At 61.8% G+C, this 17,312-nt stretch carries 13 protein-coding genes; 11 read left to right on the forward strand and 2 right to left on the reverse strand.

From position 1 onward, the window contains the following. Both HXW87_RS07565 and HXW87_RS07570 read left to right on the forward strand, forming a co-directional pair. The gene (locus HXW87_RS07565; RefSeq protein WP_239778688.1) at positions 1-1,458 is read left to right on the forward strand and encodes a D-aminoacylase; all 1,458 of its coding nucleotides are present in this window, start codon (positions 1-3) and stop codon (positions 1,456-1,458) included. Positions 1,459-1,609: 151 nt separating this feature from the next. Continuing rightward, positions 1,610-1,978, forward strand: a complete 369-nt coding sequence (locus tag HXW87_RS07570; protein WP_047291121.1) for a glyoxalase superfamily protein — start codon at positions 1,610-1,612, stop codon at positions 1,976-1,978. Positions 1,979-2,134: 156 nt separating this feature from the next. Here the strand turns inward: HXW87_RS07570 and HXW87_RS07575 are convergent, their stop codons facing one another. After that, the gene (locus tag HXW87_RS07575) at positions 2,135-3,151 is read right to left on the reverse strand and encodes an AraC family transcriptional regulator (protein ID WP_239778689.1); all 1,017 of its coding nucleotides are present in this window, start codon (positions 3,149-3,151) and stop codon (positions 2,135-2,137) included. Positions 3,152-3,362: 211 nt separating this feature from the next. Between HXW87_RS07575 and HXW87_RS07580 the strand changes: the two genes are divergently transcribed. The 8 genes from HXW87_RS07580 (at position 3,363) to HXW87_RS07615 (ending at position 14,268) form a co-directional block, all read left to right on the forward strand. Further along, on the forward strand, positions 3,363-4,958 hold the full coding sequence (locus HXW87_RS07580; RefSeq protein WP_239778690.1) for an FAD-binding oxidoreductase: 1,596 nt from the start codon (positions 3,363-3,365) through the stop codon (positions 4,956-4,958). A gap of 5 nt (positions 4,959-4,963) precedes the next feature. Beyond that, positions 4,964-6,559 (forward strand): glycerol-3-phosphate dehydrogenase/oxidase, encoded by a 1,596-nt coding sequence (locus tag HXW87_RS07585; protein WP_239778691.1) that lies wholly within the window; start codon positions 4,964-4,966, stop codon positions 6,557-6,559. 20 nt (positions 6,560-6,579) lie between these two features. Beyond that, positions 6,580-8,148, forward strand: a complete 1,569-nt coding sequence (locus HXW87_RS07590; protein WP_239778692.1) for an FGGY-family carbohydrate kinase — start codon at positions 6,580-6,582, stop codon at positions 8,146-8,148. Between the two features lie 240 nt (positions 8,149-8,388). Then, a complete protein-coding gene (locus HXW87_RS07595) occupies positions 8,389-9,678 on the forward strand; it encodes a phospholipase (RefSeq protein WP_239778693.1) in 1,290 nt (429 codons plus the stop codon). Between the two features lie 43 nt (positions 9,679-9,721). Further along, complete coding sequence (locus HXW87_RS07600; protein ID WP_239778694.1) at positions 9,722-11,680, forward strand: DUF1302 domain-containing protein; 1,959 nt, start codon at positions 9,722-9,724, stop codon at positions 11,678-11,680. A gap of 149 nt (positions 11,681-11,829) precedes the next feature. After that, positions 11,830-13,203 (forward strand): DUF1329 domain-containing protein, encoded by a 1,374-nt coding sequence (locus HXW87_RS07605; RefSeq protein ID WP_239778695.1) that lies wholly within the window; start codon positions 11,830-11,832, stop codon positions 13,201-13,203. A gap of 403 nt (positions 13,204-13,606) precedes the next feature. Beyond that, a complete protein-coding gene (locus tag HXW87_RS07610; RefSeq protein WP_121183615.1) occupies positions 13,607-13,852 on the forward strand; it encodes a plasmid stabilization protein in 246 nt (81 codons plus the stop codon). Further along, entirely contained in the window at positions 13,849-14,268 is a 420-nt protein-coding gene (locus HXW87_RS07615) for a type II toxin-antitoxin system VapC family toxin (RefSeq protein WP_239778696.1), read from the forward strand. Before HXW87_RS07610 ends, HXW87_RS07615 begins: the two co-directional genes overlap by 4 nt. A gap of 158 nt (positions 14,269-14,426) precedes the next feature. Here HXW87_RS07615 and HXW87_RS07620 read toward each other — a convergent pair whose 3' ends face one another. Beyond that, a complete protein-coding gene (locus tag HXW87_RS07620; RefSeq protein ID WP_182403756.1) occupies positions 14,427-16,346 on the reverse strand; it encodes a methyl-accepting chemotaxis protein in 1,920 nt (639 codons plus the stop codon). A gap of 255 nt (positions 16,347-16,601) precedes the next feature. Between HXW87_RS07620 and HXW87_RS07625 the strand changes: the two genes are divergently transcribed. Next, positions 16,602-17,273: a histidine phosphatase family protein gene (locus HXW87_RS07625; protein WP_095667591.1), complete on the forward strand. Its 672-nt coding sequence runs from the start codon at positions 16,602-16,604 to the stop codon at positions 17,271-17,273. The last annotated feature ends 39 nt before the right edge of the window (positions 17,274-17,312 follow it).

Here is a 17,312-nt window from a genome sequence, read left to right on the forward strand (position 1 = left end):
ATGCAGTACGACACGCTGATCAGCAACGCCACCGTCATCGATGGCAGCAACACGCCCGGCTACCGCGCTGATGTGGCGATTCTCAACGGCCGTATCGAACGTATCGGCGATTTGCACGATGCCCGCGCCACAGAAGAAATCGACGCTGCCGGCCGCGTGCTCGCCCCGGGTTTCATCGACGTGCACACCCACGACGACACCGTGGTCATCCGCCAGCCCGAGATGCTGCCCAAGCTCAGCCAGGGCGTGACCACGGTGATTGTCGGCAACTGTGGGATCAGCGCCTCGCCGGTCAGTTTGCAAGGCAATCCGCCGGACCCGATGAACCTGCTCGGCACAGCCTCCGCATTCGTCTATCCACGTTTCAGCGATTACCGCGCCGCCGTCGAAGCGGCGAACACCACGCTGAACGTCGCCGCACTGGTCGGTCATACCGCGCTGCGCAGCAATCACCTCGACGATTTGTTGCGCACCGCCACGCCTGAAGAAATCGCGGCCATGCGCGAGCAACTGCGTGAAAGCCTTGAGTCTGGCGCGCTCGGTTTATCCACAGGCCTTGCCTATGCCAGCGCCTTCAACGCTTCCACCGATGAAGTGAAGCAACTGACCGAAGAACTGACCGCGTTCGGCGCGGTGTACACCACCCATCTGCGCAGTGAATTCGAGCCGGTGCTGGAGGCGATGGACGAAGCGTTCAGCATCGGCCGTCACTCGCAGTCCCCGGTGATCATTTCCCACCTCAAATGCGCCGGTGTCGGCAACTGGGGGCGCAGTCCGCAGTTGCTCGCATCGCTGGAGGCAGCGGCGAAAACCCAGCATGTGGGCTGCGATTGCTATCCCTACGCGGCGAGCTCTTCGACGCTGGATCTGAAGCAAGTCACCGATGCCCATCGCATCACCATCACCTGGTCGACGCCGCACCCCGAAGTCAGCGGACGCGACCTGATCGACATCGCTGCCGAATGGAACGTGCCACTGCTCGACGCCGCCAAACGCCTGCAACCGGCGGGCGCGGTGTACTACGGCATGGACGAGGCGGATGTACGAAAAATCCTCGCGCATCCGCTGTCGATGGTCGGCTCTGACGGACTGCCGGAAGACCCTTTCCCGCACCCACGCCTGTGGGGCGCTTTCCCACGAGTACTCGGCCATTTCAGTCGTGATGTCGGGCTGTTTCCGCTGCATACCGCCGTGCACAAGATGACCGGTCTGTCGGCGGCGCGGTTTGGCTTGAAAGGGCGCGGCGAGATTCGTGAGGGCTATTGGGCGGATCTGGTGTTGTTCGATCCTGAGACGGTGCGTGATGTGGCGGATTTCACTGATCCGCAACGGGCGGCGCAGGGGATTGAGGGGGTGTGGGTCAATGGCGTTTTGAGCTATCGCGACGGGCAGGCGAATGGTCGCCGGGAAGGGCGGTTTCTGGCGCGGCAGGGGGATTTGCGCGAAGGGTTTCATTGATTGCCAAGCCCCTGTAGGCGCTGCCGAAGGCTGCGATCTTTTGAACTGTGTCTCATAGTGGCACTCTGAGATTAAAGAATGTCGAAGCCAAGCCGAATTGCTGACATCCAGCCCCGCTAAACGCTTGGGCCAACCAGTCAGGGAGCACCCCATGAGCTTCGGCAAAACCACCCCGATCCTGCGGATCTTCGATGAAGCCAAGGCGTTGGAGTTTTACGTCGACTTCCTCGGCTTCACGATCGACTGGCAGCACCGTTTCGAAGCGAACTTCCCTTTGTATCTGCAGGTGTCCCGTGGCGAATGCGTGCTGCACCTGTCCGAGCATCATGGCGACGCGACGCCGGGCTCGGCGTTGCGCATCGAGACCGACGAGCTGGAGGCGTTTCAGCAGCAGTTGCAGGCCAAGGATTACAAGTTCTCGCACCCACAGATTCAGGCGATGCCGTGGGGCAGTCAGGACATGACCATTGCCGATCCGTTTGGTAATCGGTTGGTGTTCACCAACGCGATCAGTGTCTGAGTCGAGCCATACAAAAAAAGCGCTGCCAAACCATTCAGCTGGCCACTGACGCCATCGCTGGCAAGCCAGCTCCCACAGTGATCGCGTCGTACACAAAATTTGTGCTTCACCAAGAAACCTGTGGGAGCTGGCTTGCCAGCGATGAGGCCAGAACAATCACCCCCGATGCATCTGCCGAAACTCCCCCGGCGGCATCCCGCGCCGGCTCTTGAACGTGCGATGGAACGATCGTGGCTCGGTAAACCCCAGATACTGCGCAATGTCCTGAATCGGCAGCGTGCTGTTGAGCAAATAATGCTCGGCCAGCTCCTGACGCAAGTCATCCAGAATCTGCTGATACGACGTCCCCGCCTGATGCAACTGGCGCTGCAACGTGCGCACCGACACCGTGAGTTGCTCGGCCACCTGTTCCTTGCGCGGCAAGCCTTCCTTGAGCAACTGGCGCAGGATGCTTTTGACCCGCTGTTCCAGCGACGCATCCTCCAGCGTCGCCATTAATCCCATCGCGTGCTCTTCCAGGGTACGCAGCAATTGCGCATCGGCCTGGCGCAGCGGCAACTGCAGATACGGCAGTGGCACGATCAGCGCCGAATACGCCTGCTCGAACAGCACCGGGCAATCGAAAAACGCTTCGTACTGCGCCAGGCTGGCGTCTGGCGGGCACGGATGTTCCAGCCACACGGCGGCGGGCGACATCTGTGTGTCGGCGATCCAGCGCGCGTATTGCAGCCACGAGCCGAGGACGTTTTCCACCAGATGCCGGCGGATACGCGGGCGCTCGTAGCGGCACGTCCAGGTCAGGTGCACGTGACCGTCCTGCACTTCGGCGCGGCTGACGCCCATGTCGCCCACCAGTTTTTCGAACGGCATGATCCGGCTCATCGCATCGCCCAGGGTCGCGCAGTTCATGGTGATGTAACCGAGGACGCTCCAGGAGTTGGGCAGGACGAAATTGGCCGCGTTGAGACCGAACAGCGGATCGCCCGAGTGCTCGCAGAAATAATCGAGCAGGCGCTCATGGGTTTCGCCCGGCAGGCGCAGGCTGTTGTCGCTCAGTTGCTGTGCCTGCAAACCGGCAGCGGCCAACGCCGGCTCGATGGCCATGCCCAGTTGCTCGGCATGGCGCACGTATTTGAGCAGCGGCGGAACCGAGGTGAAGCCGAGCGATTGCATGATCCGAATCCCTTGATCAAGGCCTGCGTGAGCGAATGAATGCCTGAAAGGTAATTTGAAACCCCGACTAAAGTAAATGGCTGGCACTTGCGCGACGTTTGACTCAATTGGCTACTCGAACTGGCCGGATGCGACCGTGACACTTTTTGGCCGCTGACTAGTATGGAGGCCTGCAATATCACTGATCAGACTGCATAAGAAGGACACACGCATGCGACGCTGGAACGGCTGGGGAGATGCAACCACGGTGGTCGAACTGCCGGCCCAGGGTGCGAGTTTTCTCCATGAACGGTTGGGGGCCGGGCGCGCGCTGCCCGATGCCACGCTGGAGGCTGCATTGGCGCGGGTGCCGGTCTCGCGGCTGGCGGCGCACGCCTTGTACAGCGTCGACGCTCACGACCGCCTGCTGCACGCCCGGGGCCAGAGCCTGCCGGACTGGCTGGCGCTGCGCGAAGGTGCGCTGGGCAATTATCCGGACGCGGTGGCGTTTCCGGAGACCGCCGGGCAGATCCGCCAATTGCTGGCGCTCGCGCATCAACAGGACCTGTGCCTGATTCCCTACGGTGGCGGCACCTCGGTGGCCGGGCACATCAACCCGCCGGATTCGACGCGGCCGGTGGTGACCGTGTCGCTGGCGCGGATGAATCGCCTGATCGACCTCGACGAGGCCAGCCAATTGGCGACGTTCGGCCCCGGCGCCAGTGGCCCGCAGGTGGAAAGTCAGTTGCGCGCTCGCGGTTACACGCTGGGGCATTTTCCGCAGTCGTGGGAGTTGTCGACGCTGGGCGGTTGGGTGGCCAGTCGCTCCAGTGGTCAGCAGTCGTTGCGCTACGGGCGTATCGAGCAGTTGTTCGCTGGCGGCACCCTGGAAACTTTCGCCGGGCCCTTGGAAATTCCGACGTTCCCAGCCTCGGCGGCGGGGCCTGATCTGCGCGAAGTGGTGCTCGGTTGCGAGGGCCGTTTCGGGATCATTTCCGAGGTCAAAGTGCGGGTCAGTCCGCTGCCGGCCGATGAGCGTTTTTACGGGGTGTTCCTGCCCAGTTGGAGCAAGGCACTGCAAGCGATCCGCCAGTTGGCCCAGGCGCGAGTGCCGTTGTCGATGCTGCGTCTGTCGAACGCGGTGGAGACCGAAACCCAACTGGCGCTGGCCGGGCATCCGCAGCAGATCGCCTGGCTGGAAAAGTATCTGAACCTGCGCGGCGCCGGTGAAGGCAAGTGCCTGCTGACCTTCGGCGTGACCGGCAATCGTCGGCAAAACGCGCTGTCGCTGAGCCAGGCGCGCCAGCATCTGAAAGCCTTCGGCGGCGTCTTCACCGGTACGTTGCTTGGCAAAAAGTGGGCGCAGAACCGCTTCCGTTTCCCTTACCTGCGCGAGAACCTGTGGAACGCCGGCTACGTGGTCGACACCCTGGAAACCGCCACCGACTGGAGCAACGTCGACAATCTGCTCAACCTGATCGAAAACAGCCTGCGCGATGCCTTGGCAGCGCAGGGCGAGCGGGTGCATGTGTTCACCCATCTGTCCCACGTTTACGGCGAAGGCTCGAGCATCTACACCACTTACGTGTTTCGCCCGGCGGCGGATTATCCGGCAACGCTGGCGCGCTGGCAGGCACTCAAGCACGCGGCCAGCCAGACCATCGTCGACAACCACGGCACCATCAGCCACCAGCATGGGGTTGGCAAGGATCACGCGCCGTACCTGCCGCGCGAAAAAGGCGCGCTGGCGATGGACACCTTGCAGGCGCTGAGCAAGCACTTCGATCCGGCCGGGCGCCTCAACCCCGGCACGCTGATGCAGGAGTGACGATCATGCACCCGGACTGGAACGCCGCGTGGCGCCAGCAAACCTTGCCGACATTAGCCGACGCAAGCTGGGACCTGATCGTCATCGGCGGCGGCATCAGCGGTGCTGGAATTCTGCGCGAAGCGGCACGGCGTGGCTGGCGTTGTCTGCTGCTGGAACAGCGGGATTTCGCCTGGGGCACCTCCAGCCGGTCGTCGAAAATGGTTCACGGCGGATTGCGTTATATCGCCAAGGGCCAGTGGCGCCTGACCCGCGATTCGGTGCGCGAGCGTCAGCGTCTGCTCGATGAAGCGCCGGGGCTGGTGGAGCCGATGAGTTTCATGATGCCGCACTATCGGGGCGGCTTTCCCGGGCCGCGTATGCTCGGTGGATTGTTGTCGGTTTACGACGCGTTGGCGGGACGGCGCAGCCATCGTTTTCATGACGCGCAGCAACTGCGTTTTCTCGCGCCGGGGGTGAAGGAAACCCGGCTGCTCGGTGGCACCTGTTTTGTCGATGCGCTGACCGATGACGCACGGCTGGTGATGCGCGTGTTGAGTGAAGCGCGAGCCGATGGCGCAGTGGTACTCAACGGGGTGCGCGTCGAACATTTGCTGCGCGAAGACGGCCGGGTGTGCGGGGTGCAGATCGAAGATTGCGAGTCGGGCGGGTCGTTGCAATTGCGTTGCGGCGTGCTGGCGGTGGCGACCGGCGCGTGGGCTGAGCGCCTGCGTTTGCCCGAGGCTCCGCGACAACTGCGGCCATTGCGCGGCAGTCATCTGCTGCTGCCGGGCTGGCGTTTGCCGGTGGCGCAGGCCTTCACTTTTTTGCATGCGCGTGACCGTCGGCCGGTGTTCGTTTTTCCCTGGGAAGGGGCGACGGTGGTTGGCACTACGGATCTCGATCATCGTGAGGATCTGGATCAGAGCGCGAGCATCAGCACCGAAGAACTCGACTATCTGCTGGCGGCCTGCGCGCAACAATTTCCAAGCGCCGAAGTGACGGCGAGCGATGTGCTGTCGACCTGGTCCGGCGTGCGTCCGGTGGTGGGCAGCGCGGCGGGTGCACAGCAAGGCGAGCCGTCGAATGAAACCCGTGAACATGTGCTGTGGCAGGAGCCGGGTTGTGTCACGTTGGCCGGTGGCAAACTGACGACGTTTCGCCCGCAAGCCATCGAAGTGCTCAAGGCCTGTGCCGACATGCTTGGCCGCGCTTTCGAAGATGACGGCGCGCCGGTTTTCGCAACCGTACCGCCACTGATCATTCCGGGACTCAGCCCGCAACAGTGGCGACGGCTGGCCGGCAGGCACGGCCGCGATCTGCCACGACTGGCGCAATTGATTGCCGGGTTGGGCCACGAAACGGTCGGCAACACTGACACCTTGTGGGCCGAATTGGCCTTTGCCTGCGAAGCGGAAATGGTGCTGCACCTCGATGATCTGTTGCTGCGTCGTACCCGGCCGGGCTTGTTGCTGGCGCGTGGTGGCGAAGCGCATTTCGCTGCCATCCGCCAACTCTGCCAGCCAAGACTGGGCTGGGACGATGCACGCTGGCAGCAAGAACTACAGCGTTACTTGGCGTTGTGGCAACGTCACCACGGTCTGCCGGATGGCACGCCTTGAGGTCCCTTGAAGAGAGCGCCATGGATAACCACTCGAACAAGCGCTACCTGCTGGCGATCGACAACGGCACCCAGAGCGTGCGCGCGTTGCTCTTTGATTTGCAGGGCAATCTGCTCGGTAAAGGCAAGGTCGAGTTGCAGGCGTACTACTCGACGCAACCGGGCTGGGCCGAACAAGACCCGGAATATTATTGGGCGAAACTCGGCGAAGCCTGTCAGCAGGTATGGGCGCAAACCGGGATTGATCGCTCGCAGATTGCCGGGGTGTCGCTGACCACTCAGCGCGGCACGGTGATCAACGTCGATGCTCAGGGCAAGCCGCTGCGCCCGGCCATTCTGTGGCTCGATCAGCGCCAGAGCGACGTCGAGGGCGGGATCAAGGGTCCGTGGGGCTGGCTGTTCAAACTGGTCGGCGCACAGGCCACCGTGGATTACTTTCGCGCGCAGGCCGAGGCCAACTGGATCGCCAGACACCAGCCTGAAATCTGGGCGGCGACCGACAAGTTTTTGCTGCTCTCGGGGTTTCTCACCCATCGCCTGTGTGGGCGCTTTGTCGACTCGGTGGGTTGCTGCGTCGGTTACCTGCCGTTCGACTTCAAACGTCTGAAATGGGCTGCGCCCAATGACTGGAAATGGCAGGCGCTGGCGGTGCGTCCGGAGCAATTGCCGACCTTGCACAAACCCGGCGAAACCCTTGGCTACATCACCGGCGAGGCCAGCCGGCACACCGGAATTCCCGAGGGCTTGCCGCTGATTGCCGCGGGCGCTGACAAGGCCTGCGAAGTGGTCGGTGCCGGCGTGGTCGATGCGAGTACCGTGTGCCTGTCCTACGGCACCACCGCGACCATCACCAGCACCCGCTCACGCTATCTGGAAATCGTCCCGCTGATTCCGCCGTACCCCTCGGCGGTGCCCGATCAGTACAACTGCGAGGTGATGATTTATCGCGGTTACTGGATGGTCAGCTGGTTCAAGAACGAGTTCGGTCTGCGCGAAATGCAGCAGGCGCAAGAACAGGGCATCGAACCCGAGCAACTGTTTGATGCGCTGGTCAACGCGGTGCCGCCGGGATCGATGGGGCTGATGCTGCAACCGTACTGGTCGCCGGGGATTCGTGAGCCGGGCGTCGAAGCCAAAGGCGCGATGATCGGCTTCGGCGACGTGCACACCCGCGCGCACATTTACCGGGCGATTCTGGAAGGGCTGGCGTATGCGTTGCGCCAGGGACTGGAGAACATCGAGAAGCGCTCGAAGGTGTCGGTCAAGCGTCTGCGGGTGGCCGGTGGCGGTTCACAGAGTGATGCGGCGATGCAGCTGACGGCGAATATTTTTGGTCTGCCGGCGGAGCGCCCGCATGTGTATGAAGCGTCGGGGCTGGGCGCGGCGATCTGTTGTGCGGTGGGGTTGGGCTTGTATGCGGATTTCCCCACGGCGATCGCCGCGATGACCCGCGTCGGGACGGTATTCACCCCGCAACCCGAGGCGCAGCAGGTTTACGAACGGTTGTACAAAGAGGTGTACCTGCGCATGTATCGCCAGCTCAAGCCGCTGTACCAGAGCATCCGTAAAATCACCGGTTACCCCGCTTAGCTAACCACCACCGTCCCCTGTGGGAGCGAGCTTGCTCGCGAATGCGGAGTGTCAGTCACTATTGTCTTGTCTGACCCACCGCTTTCGCGAGCAAGCTCGCTCCCACAAGGTTATGCGGTGGAACCGGATCCTCTTGTGTGGCGCTATCGGAGACTTTTTCTGGTGAGATCGGACAGTGTCAGCGCCGGGGGCGGTTGTTAGGCTCAACCCCCACAGCACCTCCAATAAGAATTAAAAGCAATGAAGCTGACCTTTCTCCTGTTGCTGCTTTGTGCCACGGCCCCGACGGCGTGGGGCTGGTCGAACCACACGGTGGGCAGCTATCTGGCGTTGCAGCAACTGCCGGCGCTGCGTGATGCGCCACCGGTTGCCGTCGAGCCGCTGGAGCGTTTTCTCGCCGAGCAGTATCCAGCCGTGGTCGCGCTGCTGGAGCAACAGGAAAGCTTCGCCCGTGAACACTTCACCCAGTACCCGCCGCGCCCCGACAATCTAAAGCTGCCCGCCGTACCGAGTGACCATCTGCGCCACGATTTTCTCACCGCGCTGCGGCTCAATCCGCGCATTCATCTGACGATGGTCATTCAGCCGTTGCCGGGTCAAGACCTGCCCGAGCGCGAACATCTCAGCGCCGATCAGGTGATGGTCGAGCAGACGCTGTCACCGTGGAGTCGCCAGCGCTTCATTCGCGTGGCGGATGGCGAGAACGTCGCGCCGCTGGCCGTGCTGGCAAGCGCCGCCGACGAGCCGGATTACGGTCACGACATCAATCTGTTCAGCGACAACCCCGGCGAGGTCGGCGCGCTGTATGGCTTCGGCCCGCAGCCGTTCGGCGATGCGCGCTTTCAGTACAGCTCGCAGGCGCCGTTCCACATGGGCTTCTTCCATGAGAGCCCGGTGGTGTATGCCGCTGCCGGATTTCTTCAGCGCAGTTGGCCGGACTGGCGCGCCTATCAGTACCTGGGGCTGGCGCGTCTGGCGTTCGCCACTGGTCATTCTTACTGGGGTTACCGGTTCCTCGGTTGGGGCGTGCACCACGTGCAGGACCTGACCCAGCCGTATCACGCCAAGCCGTTGCCCGGGGTCGAACTGCCGAGTCTGTTGTTGCTGGAAGGCAAGGCGCTGGCCGGTTTTGCCGATGATAAAAAATCCTCGATCGAACGGGTCGCTACCCGCCATATGGAAGTCGAGAAGTATCAATCGACCTGGCTGCGCAGCGTGCTACGTGCCGGTCAGGCGCATCCGATGCTCGCGGCTTACGCCGATGTCGCTCAGGACCATCAGTATCCGCCGTACTCGGTGGACTACTTGCGCGAAGTGGTCAGCGCCGAGTCGGTCGAGGACTCGGCGGCGTTCGATGAAGCCATCGGCCAGTGGCTGGAGACGGCACTGGTGACCAGTGATTTCAGCAGTGGCAATCAACTGCAGCGCGAGACGTTCGAGCATCCGGCACTCAATCAGCAGCTGTTCAAACTGCTCGGCCATTTCGGCGCGCACAGCCGGATTTATGTCCGTGCGGGGCTGGCACCGTAGCCATCGCGGCCATGCAAAAAACAATAAGAACAAGGAGGAACCCATGATCAACACTCGATTGCGCTTCACCGGCGTGGCACTTCCCGGTGTCGGCCTGGCGGGGCTGCTGCAACTCTGTGCGGTGGATGCGCTGCAGGCTGCCGAGTTCAGCGTGCTGGACAATCAAGTCACCGGATCGATCGACACGACCCTGTCCTATGGCCGTTTGTGGCGGGTGCAGGGCCGCGACAAGAACAACGACGACGTCAACACCAACGACGGCAATCGCAACTTCGATACCGGGCTGGTTTCCGAGGTGTACAAGATCACTTCAGAGCTGGAGGCCAACTACCAGAACTACGGGATGTTCCTGCGCGGCACGGCGTTCTACGACACCCAGTTGATGGACAAACGCAACGATTACTACCGCAACAACAATCCGGCGCAACCGAGTCAGAGCTATCCGCAGGACGACCGTTTCACCAGCCAGACCCGCGACATCGCCGGCAGCCGGATCGAGATGCTTGACGCCTATGTCTACGGCAACTGGGACGTGGCGCAGATGCCGGTGACCGCGCGGGTCGGGCGTCAGGTGTTCAACTGGGGCGAGGGGATTTTCTATCGCGGCGGCGTCAACACCACCAACCCGGTGGACGCCGCCAAGTACCGCTTGCCCGGCGCCGAGGTCAAGGAGGTGCTGATGCCGGTGGAGGCCGTTAGCTTCAACATCGGCCTGACCGATTCGTTGACCCTGGAGAGCTTCTACCAGACCAACTGGAAGGAAACCCGCATCGACCCGGTGGGCACGTTCTACTCACAGACCGACCTGTTCGCCGATGGCGGCAACACCGGTTACAACAACTTCAGCGGCACCGCGCTTGATACCCCGGTGCCGGGGTTCGGCAACGTCATCGGGCTGTACAGCGCACTGGGCAACAACCCGTTGCTCGGCCCGGCGCTGAAAAGCACCGGCCTGTACGCCAACGGCGTGACACCGGCCTACGGCAATACGCTGAAAGTGGCGTCGATCGGCAAGGACTACAACGCACGCAACGACGGCCAGTTCGGCGTCGCCTTCCGCTACATCGCCGAGGCGCTCAACAGCACCGAGTTCGGCCTGTACCTGGTCAACTACCACGCCAAGGAACCGACCATCGCCGCTGATCTGGGTGGCTACAAGGGCATCGACATGAACGCCCTGACCAACATGCTCTCCACCGTCGCCGGCAGTCAGGCCGGGGCGCTCGCCAACGGTCTGGCGACGGCCGATGTGATGGGCAACATTCAGGCGCATCGGCGTTATGCCGAAGACATCCGCATGTACGGTTTCAGCTTCAACACCACTTTGGGCCAAGCTTCGGTGTTCGGCGAGATCGCCTATCGACCGAACCTGCCGATCGGCATTGCTGCGACTAACGACTTGATCGGCGACCTGGCCAACGGTGCCGCTGTGGCGGTGACCGGCAAGCCGGTCAACGTCGGCGGGCAGATGGTCACCCTCGACAGCGAGATCAACAACGCTGAGCGCGTGGAAGCGTTCAACACCTCGCTGGGCAGCATCTACAACTTCGGCCCGACGCTGTCGTTCGACTCGATGTTCGGCATCTTCGAACTGGCCTCCGAACACCTGCGCGGCAGCAGCCTGCAATACACCGCCTACGACGGCAGCAGGCGCTATTACGCCGGTACCGGCAACACCTCTTATGTGTCCGGCGGTGATCGAGATGATCAGGTCAATCGCAACTCCTACAGCTACACGGTGATGTTTAACGGCACCTGGAACGATGTGTACGCCGGGGTCAACGTCTCGCCTTACGTCGTCTACAAGGACGACTTCAAGGGCAACAGTTATCAGGCCGGCAACACCATCGACGGGCGCAAGGCTTACACATTGGGGATCAAGGCCAACTACCAGAACAAGCTCGAAGCCGAGGTGCAATACACCAACTTCTGGGGCGGCGGACAGAACAACGGGATTCGCGACCGCGACAACGTCGGGTTCAACCTCAAGTATTTCTTGTGAGTTCTACACGAGATTTCAGCAACACCTCATCCCCCCTGTAGGAGCGAGCCTGCTCGCGAAGAGGCAGGCACATTCACATTGATGTCGACTGATACACCGCTTTCGCGAGCAGGCTCGCTCCCACAGGTTTTTGTACTTTGGAGAAGATCATGTTTCACACTTCAAGCATGACCCGGATTTCGCTGGCGCTGTTTCTGGGGCTGACCGCCGGCAGCGCGCTCGCCGCCATCACCCCACAACAAGCCGAACAACTGAAAACCACCCTCACGCCCATGGGCGCCGAGCGTGCCGGCAACGCTGCCGGCACCATTCCAGCCTGGACCGGCGGCATCACCCAGGCGCCGGCCGGGTACAAACCGGGCCAGCATCACCCGGATCCCTACGCTGCAGACAAGCCACTGTTCACCATCACCAAGGCCAATCTGGAGCAGTACAAGGCCCACCTCAGTCCCGGTCAGATTGCGTTGTTCAACAGCTATCCCGACACGTTCCAGATGCCGGTCTATCCATCGCGCCGTTCCGGTTCGGCGCCGCAATGGCTGTATGACAACACGTTGAAGAATGCGACCTCAGCCAAGCTGCTGGAGGGCGGCAGCGGATTCGCCGATGCCTACGGCGGTGTGCCGTTCCCGGTGCCTAAGGATGGCGTCGAAGTGCTGTGGAACCACATCACCCGTTATCGCGGGATCTACGTGGTGCGTCGTGCGTCCGAAGCCCCGGTGCAGCGCAACGGCAGCTTTGCCTTGGTCACCTCTCAGCAGGAAGCGTTGTTCAACTTCTACCGTCCGGGCGGGCAGTATGCCGACCTGAAAAACATCCTGTTCTACTACCTCGCTTTTGTGAAAAGCCCGGCGCGCCTGGCCGGCGGTGCGGCGTTGGTCCACGAGATGCTCGATCAGCTCAAGGATCCGCGTCAGGCCTGGGTCTACGACGCCGGCCAACGTCGCGTGCGCCGTGCGCCGAACCTGGCGTATGACACGCCGATCGCCTCATCCGATGGCCTGCGCACCGCCGACGACACTGACCTGTTCAACGGCGCGCCGGACCGTTACGACTGGAAACTCAAGGGCAAGCAGGAGATCTACATCCCCTATAACAACTACAAGGTCGGCAGTCCCGAGGTGAAGTACGCGCAACTGCTGACCCCGGGCCACCTCAACCCGCAATTCACCCGCTATGAGCTGCACCGTGTGTGGGTGGTCGAAGGTAACCTCAAACCGGGCGCGCGACATGTCTATTCCAAACGCGTGCTGTTCCTCGACGAGGACAGCTGGGGCGCGGCGCTGGTCGATCAATACGATGGGCGAGGGGAGTTGTGGCGGGTGTCGATGGCCTACCTGAAAAACTTCTACGACCTGCCAACCACCTGGAGCGCACTGGACGTGTTCCATGACCTGCAGGCCCGCCGTTACTACGTGCAGAACCTCGACAACGAAGAAGCCTCCACCGTCGACTTCTCGCAACCAGTGCCGGAAGACGCGTATTTCATGCCGTCGGCGTTGCGCCAACGCGGCACGCGCTAAGGGGTACCGGACTGCAGATCGAACGCAATTCCTGTAGGAGCTGCCGCAGGCTGCGATCTTTTGACTTTGATTGTAAAAAACCAAGATCAACAGATCGCAGCCTGCGGCAGCTCCTACACAAGGCGGGTTGTCTTTGACATTGGGTTGACTGGTCGGACGCCATCGCGGGCAAGCCCGCTCCCACAGGTTTTTCGGTCGTTCACATATTTTGTGTTCGACTCGTTTCCTGTGGGAGCGGGCTTGCCCGCGATTGGATTTACGCTTTGGCGCTGACTGAAGGTCAGACGCGGATATGGCTGACCATCTGCTGCAATGAGAATGGCCGTTCGGAAGATTGCCCGGTGTGAGCCAGAACGGATGTGCTAGCCTGCAATCAATGATTTCATTGATTGCAGGAGGCGTCATGGCCAGCATCACCATTCGAAACCTTGACGAGAAGCTCAAGGAACAGTTGCGTATCACCGCTGCACACAACGGACACTCCATGGAAGAAGAGGCCCGCCTGATTCTCGGTCGAGCCTTGGCAACAGTTGATCGCGCCGGCGGACTTGGAAGCCGGATACGCAGCAGATTCAGTGCAAACGGCGGAGTTGACCTTGAATTGCCGGAGCGCTCAGAGAAAGCCACCGGGGTGGATTTTTCTGAATGATAGTGCTCGATACCAACGTGCTTCCAGAGTTCATGCGTATCGAACCTGAAGCCAGAGTGCTGGCCTGGGTTGATGCGCAGCCCGCCATGGATCTGGCCATCAGTGCGATAACGGTGGCTGAGATACTCCACGGCATCGCCCGACTTCCCTCAGGCAAACGCAAACAGAATCTTCAAGCTCATGCGATGGCTATGTTCGAGGAAGACTTCGCTGGACGCATTTTGCCGTTCGATGCGCATGCCGCTGTCGAGTACGCGGCACTCGTCGCAGATTGCGAAGCAAAGGGGTGGGCGGTGTCGATGGCAGATGCGCAGATAGCCGCAATCTGCCGGGCTCATGGTGCGGCAATCGCCACCCGTAACGTGAAGGACTTTCAGTTCTCGGGAGTAGAAGTGATGAATCCGTGGGAGGTGTGAGCGTTGGGGCAGTGAGTATGGGCTGACTGGACTGGCGCCATCGCGGGCAAGCCCGCTCCCACAGGTTTTTCGGTCGTTCACACATGCTGTGTTCGACTCGTTTCCTGTGGGAGCGGGCTTGCCCGCGATTCGATTTACCCTTTGGCGCTGACTGAAGATCAGACGCGGAAGTGGCTGACCATCTGCTGCAGCTGGCCACCCAGGCGTGCCAGTTCAACGCTGGACGCTGCGGTTTCATCGCTGGCCGCGGCGGTCTGTTCCGACACGTCGCGCACGTTGATGATGCTGCGGCTGATTTCTTCGGCCACGGCGCTTTGCTGCTCGGCCGCGGCGGCGATCTGCTGGTTCATCGACTGGATGTTCGACACCGTGCGGGTGATGTTTTCCAGGGAGTCGCCAGCCTTGCGGGTCAGGGCCACGCTGCTGTCGGTCAGGGCGCGGCTGTTGTTCATCACGGCAGCCACTTGCTGGGTGCCGTTCTGCAGACCGGCGACCAGACCTTCGATTTCTTCGGTGGATTTCTGCGTGCGTTGTGCGAGGCCACGGACTTCGTCGGCGACCACGGCAAACCCACGGCCGGCTTCACCGGCTCGCGCGGCTTCAATGGCTGCGTTGAGCGCGAGCAGGTTGGTCTGCTCGGCCACGGCCTTGATCACGTCCATGACGCTGCCGATCTTGTCGCTTTCCTGTTGCAGCACGCTCATGGCTTCGGTGGAACGCACCACTTCGCTGGCCAGACGCTCGATCTGGGCGATGGCTTCATTCACCACCTTGTCGCCTTCACGGGCTTCGCCGTCAGCGGCGGCAGCGGCTTGCGAGGCTTCTTCGGCGTTGCGCGCGACTTCCTGCACGGTGGCGGTCATTTCGTGCATGGCGGTGGCCACCTGATCGGTCTCGACCTTCTGGCTGTTCACGCCGGCGCTGGTCTGCTCGGTCACGGCCGAAAGTTCTTCGGCGGCGCTGGCGATCTGGGTGACGCCGTCGCGGATCCCGCTGATCAGGTCGCGCAGGGTCACGCCCATACGCGCGATGCCTTGTTGCAGCACGCCGAGTTCGTCGCGGCGGGTGACGGTGACGTTCTGGGTCAGGTCGCCGCTGGCAATGCGCTCGACCACGGCCAGGGTGTCTTGCAGCGGACGGGTGATCTGACGGGTGATGATCACCGCAGCAATCACGCCGACCAGCAGCGCCAGCAGGGTGCTGATCAGCTGGAGCGTACGGGCCTGGGCGCTTTCGATGTCGCGACGGTCGAGCTGGATCTGGTACAGCTGCTCGCTGGTGGTGACGATGGCCGCACCTTGATCGGTCATCTCCTTACGCGCCTGCACCGCTTCGCTGTTGGCGTTCTTGTAGGCCTGCAACGCGCTGCGGTAGTTGGTCAGGGCGGTTTCCAGCTGACGCAGAGCGTCTTGCTGGGTCGCGGCGAAATGCACGTTCAGTTGCTTGAGGCTGGCAATCGCCGCGTCCAGTTGACCGACGGCTTTCTGCTCGGTTTCGGCGTTGGTGGTGGCGGTGTAGCCGCGCACTTCATAGCGCGCGAGGATGAACGCTTCCTTGGCCTGGGTGATGGCCTGGAACTGCTCGAAGCGCTGCTCGCTCATGTCCATTTGCTGCACGCGCTTGCTGATCGCTTCGATCAGGTTGTAAGCGGTGTCGGCGTTGCTGCCCATCACGTCGCGGGCGCTGTTGCCGGTGCGGTAGGCGTTGCGCATCTTGTTCAGCGAAGTCTGGTATTCGGCGATGGTCGCGGCCTGCTCTTTCAGCAGTTTGACGTTTTCCGGGCTCTTGAACTTGTTGATCAGCGCCTGTTGTTGCGCGGCAAAGCTTTCGAGGGTGGTTTGCACATTCTGCGCGGCGGTTTCGTCGCCGTTGGTCAGCATGTATTGCAGGCGCACCACGCGCAGCTTGGTCAGGCCGGCATTGAGCTGGGTGATGTCGCTCATCCAGTTGCTGCGGTCGATCAGACCGCCGAGGCTGGTCCAGCCAGTCAGGGCCAGTACGCAGGTCAGGGCCAGGACCAGGCCGAAGCCCAGACCCAATTTCATGTTCACGCTGATGTTGCCGAACCAGCTATTCATCACAATTCCTCCAGGAACGTAGAGCTACTTGATCGTCGGTCAGGCTGGAAGATTGTTGTTTTTTTGAGCCAGCAAGGGGGTTAGCAGGTCTGTATCGGCCGCAAACACAAGAGCTGAAAGGATTTTGTCCGACGGAATTTGTAACAAGGGCGTTTCAAGACTTTTTTCACATGCGTTTCACCCGCCTCTTACGCCCGCTTCTCTACCCTCGCCGCATCGTATTGACTGTGATGGATGCCGACGAGGCGGCCCGATGTGGAATTGAGACTGAGTCTGTTCGGCGTCAAACGCTCGATTTCCCTGAGCGGATTGGCCCGCTATCGCAATACCTGGGTCGTGCTCGGCGCCTTGTTATTGGTGATTCCGCTGACCCTGTGGCTGCTCGCCCCGGCGGCGGTGCCTGACCTGGCCCACGGCAATGTGTCCGGCGCCCGCGCGCTGGCGGCCGGGTGGGCCAAGGGCGAGATGATTGTGCTGGTGCGTCACGTCGAGCGCTGCGATCACTCGCCGGCGCCGTGCCTGAGTGGTGACGACGGCATCACCGACCGCTCGCGCAGTGTCGCGGTCGGTGTCGGCGCACAGTTCGAGCATTTGGGCCTGAATAATGCCGATATCTACAACAGCCCGATGCTGCGCACTGTGCAGACCGCCGGTTACATGTTCAATCGCGCGGCCACCGGCGAAGACTGGCTGATCAGTTGCAAGGGCCACATCCTGCAGGAAGCGCTGGCGCACAAGCTCCCAGGACGCAATCTGATTCTGGTGACCCACAGTGAGTGCATGGCGGAGCTGGAAAAGGATCTGAATTCGCCGGTTTCGGACCCGGGCTATGGCTCCTCGCTGTTTGTTTCCGCTGCGAACAAAGCGGCCCCGCGCGTGCTTGGCTTCATCGAAGCCTCCGACTGGCATTCAGTGAGCACTCGATGAACTGAGGAGGGCAAAGCGTCGGCCCAAACAAAACCCGCC

Source organism: Pseudomonas sp. Y5-11, assembly GCF_022368695.1.
In the GTDB taxonomy this organism is placed as follows: Bacteria; Pseudomonadota; Gammaproteobacteria; order Pseudomonadales; family Pseudomonadaceae; genus Aquipseudomonas; species Aquipseudomonas parakoreensis.

What these genes read in the sequence shown, in the direction of transcription:
- HXW87_RS07600 (WP_239778694.1), top strand. Translation starts at nt 9,722, where the DNA reads ATGATCAACACTCGATTGCGCTTCACCGGCGTGGCACTTCCCGGTGTC.
- HXW87_RS07620 (WP_182403756.1), bottom strand. Translation starts at nt 16,346, where the DNA reads ATGAATAGCTGGTTCGGCAACATCAGCGTGAACATGAAATTGGGTCTG.
- HXW87_RS07605 (WP_239778695.1), top strand. Translation starts at nt 11,830, where the DNA reads ATGTTTCACACTTCAAGCATGACCCGGATTTCGCTGGCGCTGTTTCTG.
- HXW87_RS07565 (WP_239778688.1), top strand. Translation starts at nt 1, where the DNA reads ATGCAGTACGACACGCTGATCAGCAACGCCACCGTCATCGATGGCAGC.
- HXW87_RS07575 (WP_239778689.1), bottom strand. Translation starts at nt 3,151, where the DNA reads ATGCAATCGCTCGGCTTCACCTCGGTTCCGCCGCTGCTCAAATACGTG.
- HXW87_RS07590 (WP_239778692.1), top strand. Translation starts at nt 6,580, where the DNA reads ATGGATAACCACTCGAACAAGCGCTACCTGCTGGCGATCGACAACGGC.
- HXW87_RS07580 (WP_239778690.1), top strand. Translation starts at nt 3,363, where the DNA reads ATGCGACGCTGGAACGGCTGGGGAGATGCAACCACGGTGGTCGAACTG.
- HXW87_RS07595 (WP_239778693.1), top strand. Translation starts at nt 8,389, where the DNA reads ATGAAGCTGACCTTTCTCCTGTTGCTGCTTTGTGCCACGGCCCCGACG.
- HXW87_RS07570 (WP_047291121.1), top strand. Translation starts at nt 1,610, where the DNA reads ATGAGCTTCGGCAAAACCACCCCGATCCTGCGGATCTTCGATGAAGCC.
- HXW87_RS07615 (WP_239778696.1), top strand. Translation starts at nt 13,849, where the DNA reads ATGATAGTGCTCGATACCAACGTGCTTCCAGAGTTCATGCGTATCGAA.
- HXW87_RS07585 (WP_239778691.1), top strand. Translation starts at nt 4,964, where the DNA reads ATGCACCCGGACTGGAACGCCGCGTGGCGCCAGCAAACCTTGCCGACA.
- HXW87_RS07610 (WP_121183615.1), top strand. Translation starts at nt 13,607, where the DNA reads ATGGCCAGCATCACCATTCGAAACCTTGACGAGAAGCTCAAGGAACAG.